Consider the following 18,940-nt stretch of genomic DNA (forward strand, 5'->3'; position numbering starts at 1 on the left):
GGCCCTCTCCCACAGGGAGAGGGAACAAACACAAAAACGGCAACCGAGGTTGCCGTTTTGCTTTTATTTGCCTTCGTCAGGCAACGCATACGCGACAATATAGTCGCCCATCTTCGTGCCAAACGAACCGTGACCGCCCGCGGAGATGACAACGTACTGCTTGCCATTCACTTCATAGGTCATCGGGGTAGCCTGTCCGCCAGCCGGCAGACGGCCTTGCCACAGTTTCTCACCGTTGGTCATGTTGTACGCGCGCAGGTAGTTATCTGCGGTTGCCGCGATGAACAGCACGTTACCGGCGGTGGAAATTGGGCCACCCAGCATTGGCATACCCATATTGAACGGCACCGGAACCGGCATCGGGAACGGCATGCTGTCCTGCGGGGTACCAATACGTTTTTTCCACACGATCTGATTGGTTTTCAGATCCAGGCCGGAGATATAACCCCAGGCAGGCTGTTTACACGGCAGGCCAAACGGCGACAGGAACGGGTTCAGCGTTACGCCGAACGGTACGCCATACTGCGGCTGAATACCGGCTTCGGTACCGCTGCCTTTCGCGTCTTTCGGCTGCTCCATTGGGTTGCCCGGACCGCGTGGGATCAGACGGGAAACGAACGGCAGCGCCATTGGGTTGGCAATCGCGACCTGACGGTTCGGGTCAACGGAGATCCCGCCCCACTCGAACATCCCCAGGTTACCCGGGAAGACCAGCGTGCCCTGCTCAGAAGGCGGCGTGAAGATGCCTTCATAGCGCAGCTGATGGAACATCACGCGGCACACCAGCTGGTCAAACATCGTGGCACCCCACATGTCTGCCCCGCTGAGGTCTTTCTTCGGACGGAAGCTCAGGTCAGAGAACGGCTGGGTTTTGCTGACGTAATCGCCTTTCGCCGCACCCTGCGGAACCGGTTTTTCCGGTGCCGGCACAACCAGCTTGCCGTTGCTGCGATCCAGAACGAAGATGTTGCCGGTCTTGGCCGGGGCGTAAATCACCGGAACGGTTTTGCCGTTAACGGTAATGTCCGCCAGCGTCGGCTGGGACGGCATATCCATATCCCACAGATCGTGGTGTACGGTCTGATAGCTCCAGGCCAGCTTACCGGTGGTCGCGTTCAATGCCACAATAGCGCTGGCATAACGTTCCTGCTCCGGCGTGCGGTTACCGCCCCAGATATCTGGCGTAGTAACGCCCATCGGCAGGTAGACCAGGTCCAGCTTCGCGTCATACGCAGCCGGGGCCCAGGAGTTTGGCGAGTTAAAGGTAAAGGTGTGCTCGTCCGACGGGATCGCATTCGGATCTTTCGCGCCCGGGTCGAAGGCCCACAGCAGTTTACCGGTATTCACGTCGAAACCGCGGATAACGCCGGAGGTTTCACGCGTGGAGAAGTTATCCGTTACCGAACCGGCAATCACGATGGTTTTATCGGTGATGATCGGCGGCGAGGTTGGCTCATACAGACCCGGCGTGGTGTCCGGCATATTGGTCTGCAGATTCAGGATACCTTTATTGGCAAAGGTTTCGCACAGCTTGCCCGTTTCGGCATTGATGGCGAACAGACGGCCATCGTTCACCGGCAGCATGATGCGGCGCGGACAGTCGGCAACCACTTCCGGGCTCGCGTTATCGGCGCGCGCTTCGTGATAAGAGACGCCACGGCAGGTCACGTGCTGGAAGGACGGGTTGGAGTTCAGCTGCGGATCGAAGTGCCATTTCTCTTTACCGGTGGCCGCGTCGAGCGCGAACAGACGCTGGTGCGCCGTACACAGATAAAGCATGTTGCCCACTTTGATCGGGGTGACTTCGTTGGTCAGCTCGCCCGGATCGTTCGGCATCTTCAGGTCGCCGGTACGGAATACCCAGGCTTCTTTCAGGTTCTTAACGTTGTCCGCGTTGATCTGCTTCAGCGGAGAGTAGCGTTGACCTTCCTGATTACGACCATACGCAGGCCAGTCGCCGTCCGCCACCTGCGAGATAGCCGCCGCAGGCGTCGATTCTGCGTTCAGCGTACCGTTGATCTCCTGCGGGTCGTTAAAACCGGCCCAGGTCAGAATGCCGCCGGTAATCAGCAGGGCAACAACCAGGCCCGCCACAGCACCGCTGGAAGGCACAATCAGGCGACGCCACACGAACGGCAGGATCAGCCAGATACCGAAGAAGACCAGGATGTCGCTGCGCGGCGTCAGCGCCCAGAAGTCAAAGCCGACTTCCCAGACGCCCCAGATCATGGTGGCAAGAAGGAGTGCGGCATACAGCCACAGTGCAGATTGTTTTCTACGCCAGAGCAGGACGGTTACGCCAAGCATAACCAGGCCCGCAATCGGGTAGTACCAGGAGCCGCCGATCGCGACCAGCCAGACGCCACCGATTAACAGATACAGCGCGCAGAAGGCTGCGAACGCCGCTGTTAATGTCACCAGTAGACGCGGCTGTTTAGAGTTTGTTTCAGCCATAGAAAGTGTACTCGTCAGTTTTTGTTAATAATTTGCTAGCAACTAATTATAGGTATTAACAAGTGTGATCGGAATCACAATATTTGCTTTTTATAACTCATACGCCAGGGTTATCCATTTGCTGATATAATGGCTGGCTTGCGTATCAGTGCTGGATATTAACTCATCCGTATTGAGAGATTTTCATCAAAATCATTTGGTTAGTAATATGAAACATACTGTTGAAGTGATGATCCCGGAAGCCGAGATCAAAGCGCGTATCGCCGAACTGGGTCGTCAAATCACCGAACATTACAAGGACAGCGGCAGTGAAATGGTGCTGGTCGGTCTGTTGCGCGGCTCTTTCATGTTCATGGCGGACCTGTGCCGTGAAGTGCATGTGCCCCATGAGGTCGATTTTATGACCGCCTCCAGCTACGGCAGCGGCATGTCCACCACCCGTGATGTGAAAATCCTGAAAGATCTGGATGAAGATATTCGTGGTAAAGATGTGTTGATCGTTGAGGACATCATCGACTCCGGCAACACGCTGTCAAAAGTGCGCGAGATCCTGAGCCTGCGTGAGCCAAAATCGCTGGCGATTTGCACCCTGCTGGATAAGCCTGACCGCCGTGAAGTGCAGGTGCCGGTAGAGTTTGTCGGTTTTTCTATCCCGGACGAGTTCGTCGTCGGTTACGGCATTGACTACGCGCAGCGTTATCGCCATCTGCCGTATGTTGGAAAAGTGGTATTGCTGGACGAGTAATTGCGGGCTGATGCCCTCACCCCGGCCCTCTCCCACAGGGAGAGGGAGAAAATCCCCGGCTTTATTTATGGTTCACATGCTTAAGCTGAAGGTTGGCAATTCCCGAACGGTAACGCTGCTCCAGCGTTTCGCGATTGGTGGCGGTCACTTCCAGGTTGCGCAGCAGACCGTCGTGAATGCCGTACGCCCAGCCGTGGATCGAGACCTTCTGCCCGCGTTTCCACGCCGATTGCATGATCGTTGAGTGGCCCAGGTTATACACCTGCTCCATCACGTTGAGTTCGCACAGGGTATCCATGCGACGCTCCTGCGGCATTTCGCCCAGCAGTGAGCTATGTTTGAACCAGATATCGCGGATGTGCAGCAGCCAGTTATCAATGAGCCCCAGTTCCGTGTTTTCAACCGCCGCCTGCACGCCGCCGCAGCCGTAGTGGCCGCAAATGATGATGTGCTCGACTTGCAGAACGTCAACGGCATACTGAACAACAGAAAGACAGTTGAGATCGGTGTGAATCACCAGGTTGGCAACGTTGCGGTGAACAAACAGTTCGCCGGGCTCGAGGCCGGTCAGGCGCTCCGCCGGTACGCGGCTGTCGGAGCATCCAATCCAGAGAAAGCGTGGGTTTTGCGCCTGCGCGAGTTTTCCAAAAAATCCGGGGTCTTCCTCCACCAGCATTTTTGACCATAGTGCATTGTTGCTGATGAGTGTATCTATGTTGTTCATGGAGGTTAGCGACCTGTAACCGAGTAATTGCGTTGCGCTACTATAGGGTAACCCGACTTTTAATGAAACCACACAACGTGTGTCAGAACGGAAGGTAAGTTAATTTCATGGCAATTGCACTGGAGCTTGAGCAGCTTAAAAAAACCTATCCGGGCGGCGTTCAGGCGCTGCGCGGAATAGATCTAAAAGTAGAGGCCGGTGATTTTTATGCGCTTCTGGGGCCGAACGGGGCGGGGAAATCGACCACCATTGGGATCATCAGTTCGCTGGTCAATAAAACCTCCGGCCGGGTGAGCGTCTTTGGTTACGACCTGCAAAAAGATGTGGTGAACGCCAAGCGCCAGCTGGGTCTGGTGCCGCAGGAGTTCAACTTCAACCCGTTTGAGACGGTGCAGCAGATCGTTGTTAACCAGGCGGGTTATTACGGCGTCGAGCGTAAAGAGGCCCTGGAGCGGAGCGAAAAGTACCTCAAGCAGCTCGACCTGTGGGAAAAGCGTAACGAACGCGCGCGGATGTTGTCCGGCGGGATGAAGCGCCGCCTGATGATTGCCCGCGCGCTGATGCACGAGCCAAAGCTGCTGATCCTTGATGAGCCGACGGCGGGCGTCGATATCGAACTTCGTCGTTCCATGTGGGGCTTCCTGAAAGATCTCAACGACAAAGGCACCACCATTATTCTGACCACCCACTACCTTGAAGAGGCTGAAATGCTGTGCCGCAACATCGGCATCATTCAGCACGGCGAGCTGGTGGAAAACACTTCGATGAAGAACCTGCTCTCCAAGCTGAAATCAGAAACCTTCATTCTCGATCTGGCGGCAAAAAGTCCACTGCCGAAGCTGGAAGGGTATCAGTATCGTCTTGTCGATACCTCGACGCTGGAAGTGGAAGTGCTGCGCGAGCAGGGCATCAACAGCGTGTTCTCGCAGCTGAGCGCGCAGGGGATTCAGGTCTTAAGTATGCGTAACAAAGCGAACCGACTGGAAGAGCTGTTTGTCTCTCTGGTGCAGGATAAACAAGGAGACAAGGCATGACGCATCTTTACTGGGTCGCGCTGAAAAGTATCTGGGCGAAAGAGATTAACCGCTTCATGCGCATCTGGGTGCAAACCCTGGTGCCGCCGGTCATTACGATGACTCTGTACTTCATTATTTTCGGTAACCTGATAGGTTCCCGGATTGGTGAGATGCACGGCTTTACCTATATGCAGTTTATCGTGCCGGGCCTGATTATGATGGCGGTGATCACCAACGCCTATGCCAACGTGGCGTCGTCATTCTTCAGCGCCAAGTTCCAGCGCAACATCGAAGAGCTGCTGGTCGCGCCGGTACCGACGCACGTTATTATCGCCGGCTATGTCGGCGGCGGCGTGGCGCGCGGGCTGTGCGTGGGGATCCTGGTCACGGCGATTTCGCTGTTCTTCGTGCCGTTCCAGGTGCACTCGTGGCTGTTTGTGGCGCTGACGCTGCTCCTGACGGCGATCCTGTTCTCGCTGGCCGGTCTGCTGAACGCCGTGTTCGCCAAAACGTTTGACGACATCAGCCTGATCCCGACCTTCGTGCTGACGCCGTTGACCTATCTCGGCGGGGTGTTCTACTCCCTGACGCTGCTGCCACCGTTCTGGCAGGCGCTGTCGCACCTGAATCCGATTGTCTACATGATCAGCGGCTTCCGTTTTGGCTTCCTCGGTATCACTGACGTGCCGCTGTTTACCACGGTGGCGGTGCTGGTGGTGTTCATCATCGCCTTCTACCTGCTGTGCTGGTATCTGATCCAGCGCGGGCGCGGTCTGCGCAGCTAATCTTTTGCCCGGCGACATTCTGTTTGCCGGGCACTTTCTTTGACAGTTATCACCGAAAGCTAACCTTCACTCCGCTAAACTACTTGCCTGCTAAGGAGAGAGTTATGCTGGGATGGGTTATCACCTGCCACGATGAACGGGCGCAGGACATGCTGGACAAGCTTGAAGCCAGATTTGGCCCGCTGGCGCAATGCCGGGCGGTAAATTACTGGCGCGGGTTGAGCACTAACATGCTGAGCCGCATGATGTGCGATGCCCTGCATGAAACGGACACCGGTGATGGCGTGATTTTTTTGACCGATAAATCGGGCGCGGCGCCTTACCGCGCAGCCGCTTTGCTGAGCCATAAGCATGATTGCTGTGAGGTGATCTCGGGCATCAGCCTTCCATTACTTGAAGCGATGTATCCGCAGCGTGAAACGTTAACCAGCGCCGGGTTCCGAAACGCTATCGTCGCGCAGGGTACACCGGACGTCAGCAGCTTGTGGCATCAGCAGCAAAAAAATCCTCCTTTCGTCCTGCTCCATGATCTGTATAAGAATTAAACGTTGGTATTGATGTCGCTTTTGCTACAATGGCATAAGTATTTCCGCTTCGAATAAGACCCTCATGTTCACGCGTATTGTTTTTCTGCTGTTGATGTTCGTGTCCGGCACTTCTTCTGCCAGTTTATTAAGTCAGCAAAGACTGCCTGCCCAATATATGCAAACCACCGAAGATGCGGCGATTTGGGCGCAGGTCGGCAACAGCGTTATTAACGTCGGCAACGTGCGGGCAGGGCAGATCCTTGCGGTGGTGCCTGCGGCGGCGGACTACTATGAATTTCGCTTCGGATTTGGCACGGGCTTTATCGACAAGGGACATCTGGAGCCGGTTCAGGGTAAACAGCGCGTCGAGGATGGGCTGGGGGATCTGAATAAACCGCTGAGCAATCAAAACCTGATAACGTGGAAAGACACGCCCGTTTATAACGCCCCGAACAACGGTAGCGCACCCTTCGGCACCTTAAGTGCCAATCTTCGCTATCCGATCCTGAACAAGCTCAAAGATCGCCTCAATCAGACCTGGTTCCAGATCCGCATCGGCAACCGCCTGGCGTGGATCAGCAGCCTGGACGCGCAGGAAGATAATGGCATTCCGGTCATTACCTATCACCATATTTTGCGCGACGAGGAGAACACCCGTTTCCGCCATACCTCCACGACCACCAGCGTGCGGGCATTCAGCAACCAGATGACCTGGCTGCGCGATCAGGGCTATACCACCCTGACGATGTACCAGCTGGAAGGGTATGTGCGTAACAAAATGAATCTGCCGGCGAAATCGGTGGTGATTACCTTCGACGACGGCCTGAAGTCCGTTAACCGCTATGCTTACCCGATCCTCAAAGCGTATGGCTTTAAGGCGACGGCGTTTATTATCTCCTCGCGCATCAAGCGCCATCCGCAAAAATGGGCGCCGAAATCCCTGCAGTTTATGAGCGTGTCGGAGCTGGAGCAGATGCATGACGTGTTCGACTATCAGTCCCACACGCACTTCCTGCACCGCGTCGACGACAACCATCAGCCCATTTTACTGAGCCGCAGCTATCACAATATTTTGTTTGATTTTAAGCGCTCGCGCAGGGACCTGGCGCAGTTTAACCCGCACGTGCTTTACCTCTCGTATCCGTTCGGCGGCTACGACGATAAGGCGATTAAAGCCGCAAATGATGCCGGGTTTCATCTGGCGGTGACGACGGTACGCGGGAAGGTCAAGCCGGGGGATAATCCGTTCTTGCTGAAGCGCCTGTATATTTTAAGAACGGATTCGCTGGAGACCATGTCGCGGCTGGTCAGCAACCAGCCGCAGGGGTAGGTTATTTGTAGGTCACCTGGAAGGTGATGGTTGTACCGAAAACGCCCGCGGTGACGGCTTCCGTGTTGGTTTTCACCAGTTTGGCTTTATAGGTGGCGTTAACCTGGTACACCGGAGTCCCTATCGGGTTACCTGCTGCGATAGTTTCTGACTGGTTATTATGGATCTGCGAGTAGGCGGGTGAGTGCAGTTTTACCCCCACACCTTTGGCGGGGGTGACGCCGGTAGAACCGTTGACCGCGTTGGTAAAGAGAGCCCCATCCGCCGTAGTATGTTCTGAGACCACTTTGGCATCCACCTCAATGACGTTTGCGCATGAGCCTTCGATTTTAAACGGAACCTCTGTTGTGCGGTCGCTTTCCAGATCGGAACGATACCAGTTACCCAGATCAACTGTCGTTGGCGCGTGAAGCACGCAGGTGGGTGCGTGAAACGGCAGCTGGAACGACATCTCATTGATATTGATCGGGACGCGGGGATGATCGCTCTCGGTTCCGGTATGAGGATCGCCAATTACCGCGTGCCCTAGCGGGCCGCCCGCTGCCGTTAAAAACTCCACGTCTGTGGGAAGACCTTTAAACGTGGGATCCTGGTAAATATCCATTCTGGCATGCCAGTACCTGGCGTTGACGGCGCCCTCATTGTTATTCGCGTCTCCGGTTTCATAGTAATCCCCCGATTGTGGGGGAAACCACGCGGTAACGGTATTTCCGTCCGGATAAATCGCCAGGGTATAGTAAATGCCTTCCACGTTGGTGCGAAACGTCGCGTGACCGTTTACGTCTCCCCACAGCAATGCGTTGTCGGTCATTTGCCAGACGCTTTCACCATCGTTACCGACGTTGCAGGAGGACTGTAACGGTGTGTTAAACTCCAGGAGGATCGTGGGGCTGATCTGCGTGGGCACCGCAATGGTTCCTGGCGGGAGCGGGACGATCATCGTTGACATGCCTGGCATAATCGTCCGGGCGTTGCCGTCATTAAATTTACACTCCATGGCGGCCTGCGCTGCGCCAGAGGCGCTAAGCGCAATCAGCGTGAGCCAAAAGCGTTTCAGTCTCATCAATAATTCCTTTTATTCGTAGTTCACGTCTACCAGCACGTTGCTGGTGACAAGCCCGCCGGTCACTTCCCCGGTGTTCTGGTAGCGTGCGGAGAACTGATAATCCGTTAAGTAATCAGCGCCAACGTTGTAAACCACCTTTGAACTGCCATCGCTGTTTAACACGTTGGTTTTAAAGGCGGAGGAAAACACGACAATGCCCACGTTTTGCGCCGCGCCTGAGGTGGCATCGTCGTTTTTAAAGACCTGTTTCTGATTACCGGCAAAACCCGATTGCGGTGAAAATGAAAACTGTAGCTGCTTTATCCCCGTCCCGCCGCCGCTGCTTTGGTGGCAATCATCCACATGAATGGTAAACGGTGTGCCTTCGGCGTAGTCCGTCGGTGAAAAACGGGGGCTGCTGTCGCCGTTGTAAAACCAGTTGCGCATCACTACGGGCAGATAGATGTCGCCACCGTTTTCCACCGTGAGTTTACAGGTGCTGTTGATGATGTTTGCCGTCAGATTAACATCCATGCCGCCATCTGCACGGGCAATGCCAGGCAGATGGCCGGTAGCCAGCCCAATAAGCAACACAAGACCGGGCTGGCGTAAAAAAAACGGTAATTGTTGCATCATAAGAACCTGTTTTACTCGTATCCAACCGTGAAGGTCACTGGCGCGCTTATTGCGCCTGGCACCGGTGTCTTGCCACTGGCGGCGACAATACGGGAAGTCATCGGGAATTCAGCGACACCACCGGATACAGTCACCTTCTGCGCAGCAGGAGGGGTTGTGCAGCTCATTTGATTACCGGCCACATCCGCAGCATCACCTTTCCACACTTCAAAACCGGTATTTGTTGTATCTGCAGGTGTGGTATAAGCCTCTCCCGTACATACGCCACCCGAACCTACTGCTGCTGCTACTGATGCTTCGGTAACACCATTGCAGGCAGTGAATTTGATGGTCAGTGGTTTGGTCAGTTTACCAACGTCTGATGTGTAGATATCGCCAAAAGCAATGGTTGATGTTTGTGTTGCTCCGTCATACACCTTAGCGGTACAGGTACCGGTTGTTATGGTTGTTACAAATGTCATCTCGGCGCTACTGGTGCCCTCGATGGCGGCTGCCATTCCGGAGAACAAAATAGCAGAGACGGACAGAGCAATAATAGACAAGTTAGATTTCATGGTGGTGCTCCGTATTCTTCTCAACTCATTGATATTCGAAATTAAAAGTTGCTTTGGCGCTAAAATTACCAGCGGTGATACCAGGTGAGGTGGTGGTTTCACGTATGGCGGCGACGAGCTTAAGTTCTCCAGCGCTCCTTTCCGCAGCAGTCCAGGTCAGATTACCGTCCTCGCCGGGTTTGATTAGGGTTTCGCTGGCATCTTCCTCACGGGCTATTCCGACACCTGATTGGCCACTGGCTCCGCTGCCCGAAAGCCCGTTTTTGATGAGAGAGGCGTTATACCCAGAGACATCGCCAGTCAGTGTCGTTTTTAATTGCGTTAATGATTGCGGGCATTCCACCATCTTTATCTGGAATGCTGCTTGAGCGTTGCTGGATTTATTCTTGATATCCTCAATATGCAGATTGTTATTACCAATCGTTAGCGTCTGTGAGGTATCTGAACCTGTACCGCCGACCAGTTTCATCTGACAGGTGGTTTCCAGTACGTTGGCCGTAAAGTTAACGTCAAGGTTTTGCGCCATTGCCGTTCCCGCGCCTGCTGTCAGCACTGTGGCCATGGACAGCCGGAGGATATTGTTTCTCATACTCAGTTCCATAGGTTTTTCCCTAAACAAATCATCACATTTGGCACACTTGATTACTTAAAACCGCGGTGAGCCCCGCTTTCTTCGCTGATGGCGTAAACTGGTAATGCACCGTACAGGCGCTATCCGCGCCGTTACCCCACACCACCCGTAGCACCCCCTGCTCCTCGACCCCGCGAACATAGGTTTGACCCGCCTGGCCAACCGTTCCGACAGGTTCATTTTTGTCGTTAAAGACATCCGCGCCTAAAGGGATAAAACCCTTATCGCTGCGCTGAAGTTCCAGAATGAGTGAGCGACCTTCATCAGTTTCAAAATTCACCAGCACCACGGAGCCGTTGCGCGGCACCGCCACCGTGCTGGTATTCTTCACTTCCACGTCATTTTCCAGCGTGCTGATATCCAGCGAGACCCGGTTCTCACGGTATGGCGACATATAGGGCAGAATGGCGAAGCCGGAACTGCCGATTTCGCTATTGCCATAGTTCAGACGAGCACCTTTGGCGCCGCTGGCTTTCACCAGCGCCAGCGCGTCGTTTTCGCCAATGCTACCTGGCGCGAAGGCGACGCCGCCGGTGTGCAGCACCATCCCGCCGCTGTAGGTGGCGGCATACTGCTTGCTGTTGTCATCGCCAAATGATGCAGAAACGCCCAACGGACCATAGCCGCTGTTCCAGGAGGTATAACCGCTAATCTGGTTAAGGTTGCCGTAATTACCGCTGTTCGAGGAGGCGCTGACGGAATAGCTCACCGCATTGTTCTGGGTATTGCCGCTGGCGGAAGAGTTAAAGCTGGTGCCGCCTTTCAGGTCGGAGCGCAGGCCCATATTGATATTGGAGAAACCGCCAGACTTCCCGTCTTTGTTCGAAAAGACGCTGAGCGGAATGCTTAAGCTCAGATAAACGCTGTCGTCTTTTGCGCCCATCTGGTCATAGGTGCGCTGTAGCGACAGGCTGTAGCTACCGTAGGTAAAGCTGTTGTTGTAGCCGATGTTGTAGTTCGACGTGGAGCTATCGCCGTTCCAGTAGTCCTGCCAGGTGCCGCTGACGAACAGCGAACCATATTGCGCGTCGCCCGCCTGGAGCGGTTGGTTAATGCTGACCTGTATCTGGTTACGGATGCGCTGGTAGTCGTTATAAAGCGCTGCGCCGGAGTCATAGCTCTGGTTTTCATATTTCCGGCGATTTACGCTGTCCTGAAGCGTTGCGGCATCATCCAGACTTAAATAGTCCTCCGTGGAAAAGCGGTATGCCGCCACGTTAAACGATGTGTCAGTGGCTTCGACCACTTTGCTGTACGTTAAGCGGTAACTCTGCCCGCTGAGGGTATCGAGCCCGTCGATATTCGCATGTGAGTGCGTAACATCAAGGGCAAATGCGCCAATACGGGTGTTCATTGCTACACCTAATAGCCCGGCGTAGAAATCCGTATCCGTGAATTGCGCGCCCGCATAGCCGGTAAACGTGTTATTCAGGCCATAGAACAGCGTGGCGTAACCCACTTTGGGCCGTTCAGATAATGAATCATCATTGAGTTCACCGACGCCGACATCCCAACTCATAGCGCCAGGGCGTAGCATTTGCGTCACGGAAGAGAACGGTACGGTAAATGAACGCTTGCTTCCGTCAGCCTCTTCAATAGTGACCAGCAGGTCGTTGCCATAACCTGTGGTGCTCAGATCGTTAATTTCAAACGGGCCCGGCGGCACCGTCGTTTCGTAGATCTTGTTGCCACTCTGGGTGACGCTGATTTTCGCGTTGCTGTTAGCCGTGCCGCGAATCAGGGGGGCGTAGCTGCTGGAGCCCATCGGCAACATTCGGTCGTCGCTGTACATTCGCGCGCCACGCAGGCTGACGGCATCAAAGGCGTCGCCCCGGGTGTAGGAATCGCCGAACACCATCTGTGCGCTTAAGGGGGTAATGTCGCGCTGAAGATAGACATCCTGGCTGCTATATTCTGTGCCGTTGTCTTTATCCCAGTTCAGCGTGCCGCGTGAACGGAGTCGCCAGGGCCCCATATTAAGGCCGTAGCGTAAACCAACGTAACCGGTCTCGGATGTGCTGCCATTGTTTTCGCTGTGCCAGGCGTTCATGTCATAAGAGAGTAGTGCCGCGGGCACGCCGTTATCCCAGAGTGACGGGTCAACGTAGCCGGTAGGGCGCTTCAGGACATAAATTTGTGGAAATTGCAGATCCATCGCCTGCTTTCCGCTATCAAACACGGCGGAAGCGCCAGGATAGAACTTTTTGATATCGACGCAAGTCGTATTATCGTCATCAGGAATATCTTCCAGCATTTGTGTATCAACGCCAGCCTGTGCAAGGACGAGTCTGGTGATACATGCCGTTGCCCGCGGTGTACCATTCTCTTTGAAGGTCATTTCTACCGTTGATTTCAGTGAACCATTCAAATTCACTTTGACGCGATACGTCCCTGGTAATACCGGGTTACCATGCGCAAAACGGCTGACATCAATATTACCGCCACCATTCAGTAAAAACTGATCGTTAAACTCCACGGCATCATCACTCTCCGGCATATTTTCTACCGGCGGGGTGTCAGCGGCGTAAGCGCATAAAGGTAAAGCGGTACTGACCGCAAGGCATAATAATGAGCGTCGAAACTGCATGGTCTATCCATTTATAAATGCGGGTAATCATTGCCCGCAATGTTAAAATCGACTAACGAAGTAATAACGGGGCGTCTGTTTATTTGACGGCTGTTTCATGGTTATTGTTGCCGCCATTGTCATTAATTGTGGTGTACTGAACCGTGCCGCCAGTGGTCGTCGTCAATCCATTAACAGGCATTGCTGATTCGCTAAAAGGAAGAATGGATTTATTCGTTACCTCATATGTTTTTGCGGCGGTTTTAAATTTCACAGCGGCGATAGACACGTTATAAGGCGAATTATTGTGGGCAATCAGCGAAATACCATTTCTCTCTTGTTTCTGCGACCAGGTGACATTGACCGCTGCGTCTCCAGGGGTGCCTTTAAGCCCATCCGGACGATAGAAGAGTTTGATACGTGTACGAAATGCCAGCTGAAGCTGATTCAGACTTTGACCCTCTTTCGCTTTTGATTTTGGCGGAATCTCCAGAACGTTAAACCAGAACAGGGATTCGCGATCCTGAGGCAGTGTCGTACCAAGATAGGTAATACGCACCGACTGACCTTTCTGAGGATCAATGCGCGAGACAGGCGGCGTGATAACAAATGGCAGTTTCAGTTCCTGCGGGTTCGTGTCATCGCGGCCATCGTCGAGCCATGACTGAACCAGTAACGGTTTATTTCCCCGGTTATCGAGGTTAACAATGACGTCTTTTGAGGACTGCGGGTAGATGATGCGAGTACCGGAGATCACGATATCTGCGCTTGCCTGAAATGCCGCGAGGCATACGGCAGCCAGACAGGTGATTTTGATTCCCTTGAACAATGATGCTGTAAACATTTTCCACTTCCGTTTGGAATGATAAACAACACCCCCAGCCGGCGCCGGGGGAGCATAACAGTGATGAAAACGAAATAAATTATTCGTAGATCATCGTGAAGGCGACCTGTGCCTGTACTGTACCGGCAGTGACAGGGTTGGTCGTTGCGTCCCAACCCTGACCCTGGGTGTAGGCTACGCGGTAGTAGAGATTGGCTGCATTGTTGGTAATAGTTGCTTTCTGAGTGTTGTTGGTCTGGTCGACGACGACCTGGGAGGTATCAGAGTTACCGTCGTTTGACAGTACCAGGTTTACGTTTTTAGCGGCACCCTGTGCATTTGAAGGTGGAACCAGCATACCGCCGCTAGTAGCGGTGGTTCCTGCCCATGACTTAAATTGAGCGGAGGCGGTCGTGGAAGCTGTTGTACATTCAGTCAAACTCAGCGTGAACTTCTTCTGACCCAGCGTACTGGCGGCACCCTGCGTTGCGGCGGTGAAATCTTTGACGAAAACAGTGTCCAGGTTAACGTCGAAATCGTTACCGCTCTGATCGATTTTCTGATCCAGCGAAACTTTACAGGTGTTGTTAGAGACCAGCCCGTGGAAGGTAATGGTTCCGGTATCGCCAGTTGCAGCCATTACAGAGCCAGCACTTAAAAATAGAGCCACAGCACCTGCCATTTTATATTTTTCAAAAGACATCTTTAATATCCATATTTTTAGGTTGAGTAGTAACGGAACACAGTCATTGCTTTCTGTGAACTGTTCATCATTGAAATATTAAATTTCGGCGAGAGTATAGCCAAGGGAGGTAAGGAATGGAATGCTGTGAGTTATTAGAAAAACTGTTGTGCGTTTTTAGAGGAACTAATTGGTGGTCTTAAATAATAATTACGGTGAATGATATTTAAGATTAAATGTTTTTTTCTTTATGTGTATGGAGGCGATTTATAACTTTAAAATGATCTCGATTAAATTCATCCGGAAATTATTCCGGATGAATTTTCCAAATTATTGATCAAGCAACCTGAACCGGAATCGCCTTTGCGGTGCGCTTCATTTCATTGTCGCCTTCGAAGTAGGCCACTTTAGGCTGCCAGCGACGGGCTTCTTCGTCAGACATCATCACGAAGCTGGCGATAATCACAATGTCGCCCACGTCTGCGCAGTGCGCGGCTGCGCCGTTAACGGAGATGATTTTAGAACCGCGCTCGGCGGCAATCGCGTAGGTAGAGAAGCGTTTACCGTTATTCACGTTCCAGATATCGATCGCTTCGTTTTCAAGGATGCCCGCAGCATCGAGGAAATCCTGGTCAATGGCGCAGGAGCCTTCATAGTGCAGGTCGGCCTGGGTGACTTTCACACGGTGAAGCTTACCTTGCAGCATTTTGCGAATCATTACGTTTACCTTTAATTATCAAGGGCGAGAACTACGCCAGCTCAACCACTTTATTGTCGATCAGACGCGCCTGACCTAGCCAGGCCGCCACCAGGATGACTGCGCGCTTGCTGTTCTGGGTTAATTCCAGCAGCGTATCAGCATCACGAATCTGTACGTCGTCAGCACGAAGGCCTTTATCGTTCAGCGCCTGCTCGGCAAGGGCGATAATCTCTTCTGCTGTTAACTCTTTTGCCAGCATCTGCTCTGCCATGGTGTTCATGACCTTGCTTAGACCCGGCGCGATTTTACGCTGTTCGGCGGTCAGGTAGCCATTACGCGAGCTGAGCGCCAGTCCGTCTTTGGCACGTACAATCGGTACGCCGACAATCTCGATATCGTAACCCATATCCGCGACCATCTTGCGGATCAGCGCCAGCTGCTGGAAATCTTTCTCACCAAAACAGGCAACGTCCGGCTGCACCAGGTTGAACAACTTGCTGACGATGGTGGACACGCCGCGGAAATGACCCGGGCGGCTGGCGCCTTCGAGCATGGTGGAAATGCCCGGGACGTCAACGTAGGTTGCCTCTTCGGTACCCTGCGGGTAAACATCCGCTGGTGCAGGTGAGAAGACGATATCCGCGTGGCGTTTTTTGAGCTTCTCGCAATCTTCCTGCAGGGTACGCGGGTAGCGCGCCAGATCGTCTGCGCGGTCAAACTGCATGGGGTTCACGAAGATACTGACCACCACGATATCTGCCCGCGCGCGGGCTTCGTCGACGAGCTTCATGTGGCCGTCATGCAGATTGCCCATGGTCGGGACCAGTGCGATACGTTTACCTTCCTGACGCGCGCGGCGGATATGCTGGCGCAGCAGCGGCAGGGTTTCAATGATTAGCACAACGAGACTCCTTAATGGAAACTGTGTTCTTCACCCGGGTAAACACCGGATTCAACGTCGGCAATATACTGCCTGACCGCAGCGCGCATGTCGCCCGCTTCGGCGAGGAAATTTTTAGCAAATTTCGGGATGTGTCCGCCGGTGATACCGAAGGCGTCGTGCATCACCAGAATCTGACCGTCGGTGACGTTGCCTGCACCAATACCAATCACCGGAATGGACAGCGCGTCGGTGATGCGTTTCGCCAGCTCAACCGGCACGCACTCCAGCACCAGCAGCTGGGCACCTGCGGCTTCCAGCGCCAGGGCATCATCCAGCAGCGTCTGGGCTGCATCGCCGCGGCCCTGCACCTTATAGCCGCCGAAGATATTCACGGACTGCGGCGTCAGGCCTAAATGGCCGCAGACCGGCACGGCGCGCTCGGTGAGCATCTTCACCGTATCAACCAGCCAGGCGCCGCCTTCAATTTTGACCATATTGGCACCGGCGCGCATCACTGCCGCCGCGTTTTCGAATGCCTGTTCCGGGGTGGCATAGGCCATAAACGGCAGATCGGAAAGCAGCAGGCAGGCTGGGGCGCCACGGCGCACGGCGCGGGTATGGTAAGCGATATCCTCAACCGTCACCGGCAGGGTGGAATCATGTCCTTGTACCGTCATCCCTAACGAATCTCCGACCAGCATGACGTTGATCCCCTCTTCGGCAAACAGTTTGGCGAAGCTGTAGTCATACGCGGTGATGGTGGCGAAGCGTTTTTTTTCCTGTTTGCATTTCTGCAGTAAGGAGATGGTGGTTGGTTTCATACTGTTTCCTGATAGCCCAAAAGCGAATCTTTGCGCATTCTAACAGTAACATTCGAGGGAACAATGATTTTAGGTAAACGATTAGCCACAATTATTTTGAGGCTAACTGACAGGAGAACCCGATCACCAGCGAGCGGGTTTTTCCGCGTTGAGGTTGTCCTGAATGGACTTAAGTGAGGTGCCATCCGGGAAGATGAGATCGGGGGCGACTTCATAGAGCGGCCAGAGCATAAACCCGCGATTTTTCATGTCGTAATGCGGAACGGTGAGACGTTCAGTGTTAATCGTCTCGTGACCAAACAGCATGATGTCGAGGTCGAGCGTGCGGGGGCCCCAGCGTTCGGCTTTGCGTACGCGGCCCTGCTGCAGTTCGATGCGCTGGGTATTGTCCAGCAGCGCTTCTGGACCCAGTTCAGTCTCAAGCACCACGGCAGCGTTGAGGTAGTCTGGCTGATCCTGCGGCCCCAGCGGCGGCGTGCGGTAGAACGAGGAGACCGCCACGATCTTGCTTTGCGGAATCTCGCCCAGCGCCTGTACGGCAGCATTCACCTGCTCCAGCGGAGAGGCTAAATTGCTGCCGATGGCGATATACGCGAGGGTCATGCTGTCCCTTCACGACGCGGCGCGCGTTTGCGCGGACGACGATGACGGCGACGTGGTTCCGGCTCTTCATCCAGCCCGGTAAGCATATCTTTCTGCTCCGGCGGGGCGGAGACCTGGAATTCAGCCCACCACTGCGCCAGACGCTGCAGCTCCTGATTGCGTTCAATTTCTGCACGCAGCGACAGCAGATCGAAAGCGGCGCGGAATTTAGGATGCTCCATCAGCTTCCAGGCGCGTTTGCCCTGACGACGGGACATGCGCAGCTGAAGCTGCCAGATGTCGCGCACCAGGGTGGTAATACGTTTCGGAATGGCGAGCGTGCGGCAGCCTTCGTCCAGCACGTCGTTGGCAGCCAGCGCGAACGCATCGTAATAGGCGAGCCCGCTCTCCTGGGTAATACGCTGTGCCGTTTCCAGCAGCGGATACCAGAACATCGCGGCAAACAGGAACGCCGGATTGACGCGCATGTCGTTGCGAATGCGGGTATCGGTATTTTTCAGCACCTGCGCAATCATCCGCTCCATTGGGCTGTCACCGTTTTCGGTGAAGTAGCGGGTAATGGTCGGGAACAGCGGCTGGAACAGGTTGTATTCGCGCAGCAGATTATAGGTTTCAAAGCCGTGGCCGGCCTGCAGCAGCTTCAGCGCCTCTTCAAACAGGCGAGCAGGCGGCACGTCGTTAATCAGCGTTGCCAGACGCGGGATCGGCTCTGCCGTTTCCGGGCTGATGCGCATATCCAGCTTGGCGGCGAAACGCACGGCGCGCAGCATACGCACGGGATCTTCACGGTAGCGCGTTTCCGGCGTGCCGATCAGACGGATCAGACCTTCTTTCAGGTCCTGCATGCCGCCGACGTAATCGCGCACGGTGAAATCCGCCACGCTGTAATAAAGGCTATTGATGGTGAAGTCGCGACGCTGGGCATCTTCTTCGATTGATCCGAAGATATTGTCGCGCAGCAGCATACCGTTCTGGCCGCGCTGTGACGTCGTGCGATCGGACGCGCCCGCTTCATGGTGCCCGCGGAAGGTCGCCACTTCGATAATTTCTGGCCCAAACATCACGTGAGCCAGACGGAAACGGCGGCCAACGAGACGACAGTTACGGAATAATTTGCGCACCTGCTCAGGCGTGGCGCTGGTCGTCACGTCGAAATCTTTTGGTTTTTTGCCCAGCAGTAAATCACGCACCCCACCGCCCACGAGATAGGCCTCGTAGCCCGCTTTATTCAGACGATAGAGCACCTTGAGGGCATTTTCACTGATATCTTTGCGGGAAATAGTGTGCTGCTCACGCGGAATAACCGACATGTGTGGCTGTGCAATAGCATCGTTCGCCATGCTCTCTTCGCGGCTTAGCACTTTACGGCAAAAATTAGCGACTCGGGTAAAAATGGTACACCTCGTAGTGTGTTT

Annotated in this window: 19 protein-coding genes; 5 read left to right on the forward strand and 14 right to left on the reverse strand. The window is 54.2% G+C overall.

The genetic code is table 11. The features are described from left to right. Positions 1-63 precede the first annotated feature (63 nt). Positions 64-2,454 carry a glucose/quinate/shikimate family membrane-bound PQQ-dependent dehydrogenase gene (locus tag AC0TN7_RS11795; protein ID WP_473702170.1) on the reverse strand — a complete coding sequence of 797 codons (2,391 nt, stop codon included), beginning with the start codon at positions 2,452-2,454 and terminating at the stop codon, positions 64-66. Positions 2,455-2,662: 208 nt separating this feature from the next. On the opposite strand from AC0TN7_RS11795, the gene hpt reads away from it, so the two are divergent. After that, complete coding sequence (gene hpt, locus AC0TN7_RS11800) at positions 2,663-3,199, forward strand: hypoxanthine phosphoribosyltransferase (protein WP_008501948.1); 537 nt, start codon at positions 2,663-2,665, stop codon at positions 3,197-3,199. A 61-nt stretch (positions 3,200-3,260) separates the two neighbouring features. Here hpt and can read toward each other — a convergent pair whose 3' ends face one another. Beyond that, positions 3,261-3,923 (reverse strand): carbonate dehydratase, encoded by a 663-nt coding sequence (can, locus tag AC0TN7_RS11805; RefSeq protein WP_008501947.1) that lies wholly within the window; start codon positions 3,921-3,923, stop codon positions 3,261-3,263. 107 nt (positions 3,924-4,030) lie between these two features. Between can and AC0TN7_RS11810 the strand changes: the two genes are divergently transcribed. From AC0TN7_RS11810 to AC0TN7_RS11825, 4 genes are all read left to right on the forward strand, one after another. Beyond that, positions 4,031-4,957, forward strand: a complete 927-nt coding sequence (locus AC0TN7_RS11810; RefSeq protein WP_008501946.1) for an ABC transporter ATP-binding protein — start codon at positions 4,031-4,033, stop codon at positions 4,955-4,957. Beyond that, complete coding sequence (locus AC0TN7_RS11815; protein ID WP_023334536.1) at positions 4,954-5,724, forward strand: ABC transporter permease; 771 nt, start codon at positions 4,954-4,956, stop codon at positions 5,722-5,724. The genes AC0TN7_RS11810 and AC0TN7_RS11815 overlap by 4 nt, the downstream gene beginning before the upstream one ends. Before the next feature lie 104 nt (positions 5,725-5,828). Beyond that, positions 5,829-6,269: a PTS sugar transporter subunit IIA gene (locus AC0TN7_RS11820; RefSeq protein ID WP_024907487.1), complete on the forward strand. Its 441-nt coding sequence runs from the start codon at positions 5,829-5,831 to the stop codon at positions 6,267-6,269. Positions 6,270-6,333: 64 nt separating this feature from the next. Then, a complete protein-coding gene (locus tag AC0TN7_RS11825; RefSeq protein ID WP_248166019.1) occupies positions 6,334-7,581 on the forward strand; it encodes a polysaccharide deacetylase family protein in 1,248 nt (415 codons plus the stop codon). A 1-nt stretch (position 7,582) separates the two neighbouring features. On the opposite strand, the gene AC0TN7_RS11830 is transcribed toward AC0TN7_RS11825, so the two are convergent. The 12 genes from AC0TN7_RS11830 to pcnB all read right to left on the reverse strand — a co-directional run bounded on the left by AC0TN7_RS11830 (position 7,583) and on the right by pcnB (position 18,919). Further along, on the reverse strand, positions 7,583-8,644 hold the full coding sequence (locus AC0TN7_RS11830; RefSeq protein WP_248166021.1) for a fimbrial protein StkG: 1,062 nt from the start codon (positions 8,642-8,644) through the stop codon (positions 7,583-7,585). Between the two features lie 12 nt (positions 8,645-8,656). Then, complete coding sequence (locus tag AC0TN7_RS11835; RefSeq protein ID WP_024907490.1) at positions 8,657-9,259, reverse strand: fimbrial-like protein; 603 nt, start codon at positions 9,257-9,259, stop codon at positions 8,657-8,659. 14 nt (positions 9,260-9,273) lie between these two features. Beyond that, positions 9,274-9,816 carry a fimbrial protein gene (locus tag AC0TN7_RS11840; protein WP_024907491.1) on the reverse strand — a complete coding sequence of 181 codons (543 nt, stop codon included), beginning with the start codon at positions 9,814-9,816 and terminating at the stop codon, positions 9,274-9,276. A gap of 25 nt (positions 9,817-9,841) precedes the next feature. Further along, positions 9,842-10,417 (reverse strand): fimbrial protein, encoded by a 576-nt coding sequence (locus tag AC0TN7_RS11845; RefSeq protein WP_024907492.1) that lies wholly within the window; start codon positions 10,415-10,417, stop codon positions 9,842-9,844. Positions 10,418-10,439: 22 nt separating this feature from the next. Next, on the reverse strand, positions 10,440-13,034 hold the full coding sequence (locus AC0TN7_RS11850; RefSeq protein ID WP_024907493.1) for an outer membrane usher protein: 2,595 nt from the start codon (positions 13,032-13,034) through the stop codon (positions 10,440-10,442). 79 nt (positions 13,035-13,113) lie between these two features. Further along, a complete protein-coding gene (locus tag AC0TN7_RS11855) occupies positions 13,114-13,857 on the reverse strand; it encodes a fimbrial chaperone (RefSeq protein WP_024907494.1) in 744 nt (247 codons plus the stop codon). Positions 13,858-13,936: 79 nt separating this feature from the next. Next, positions 13,937-14,539, reverse strand: a complete 603-nt coding sequence (locus AC0TN7_RS11860) for a fimbrial protein (protein ID WP_024907495.1) — start codon at positions 14,537-14,539, stop codon at positions 13,937-13,939. Between the two features lie 316 nt (positions 14,540-14,855). Beyond that, positions 14,856-15,236: an aspartate 1-decarboxylase gene (gene panD / locus AC0TN7_RS11865; RefSeq protein ID WP_003856284.1), complete on the reverse strand. Its 381-nt coding sequence runs from the start codon at positions 15,234-15,236 to the stop codon at positions 14,856-14,858. 31 nt (positions 15,237-15,267) lie between these two features. Then, positions 15,268-16,119 (reverse strand): pantoate--beta-alanine ligase, encoded by an 852-nt coding sequence (panC, locus tag AC0TN7_RS11870; RefSeq protein WP_008501942.1) that lies wholly within the window; start codon positions 16,117-16,119, stop codon positions 15,268-15,270. An 11-nt stretch (positions 16,120-16,130) separates the two neighbouring features. Beyond that, complete coding sequence (panB, locus tag AC0TN7_RS11875; RefSeq protein WP_008501941.1) at positions 16,131-16,922, reverse strand: 3-methyl-2-oxobutanoate hydroxymethyltransferase; 792 nt, start codon at positions 16,920-16,922, stop codon at positions 16,131-16,133. 123 nt (positions 16,923-17,045) lie between these two features. Continuing rightward, entirely contained in the window at positions 17,046-17,525 is a 480-nt protein-coding gene (gene folK / locus AC0TN7_RS11880) for a 2-amino-4-hydroxy-6-hydroxymethyldihydropteridine diphosphokinase (protein WP_473702171.1), read from the reverse strand. Continuing rightward, the gene (pcnB, locus tag AC0TN7_RS11885; RefSeq protein ID WP_073961632.1) at positions 17,522-18,919 is read right to left on the reverse strand and encodes a polynucleotide adenylyltransferase PcnB; all 1,398 of its coding nucleotides are present in this window, start codon (positions 18,917-18,919) and stop codon (positions 17,522-17,524) included. The genes folK and pcnB overlap by 4 nt, the downstream gene beginning before the upstream one ends. Between the last annotated feature and the right edge of the window lie 21 nt (positions 18,920-18,940).

The organism is Enterobacter sp. PL_is511 (assembly GCF_055816065.1).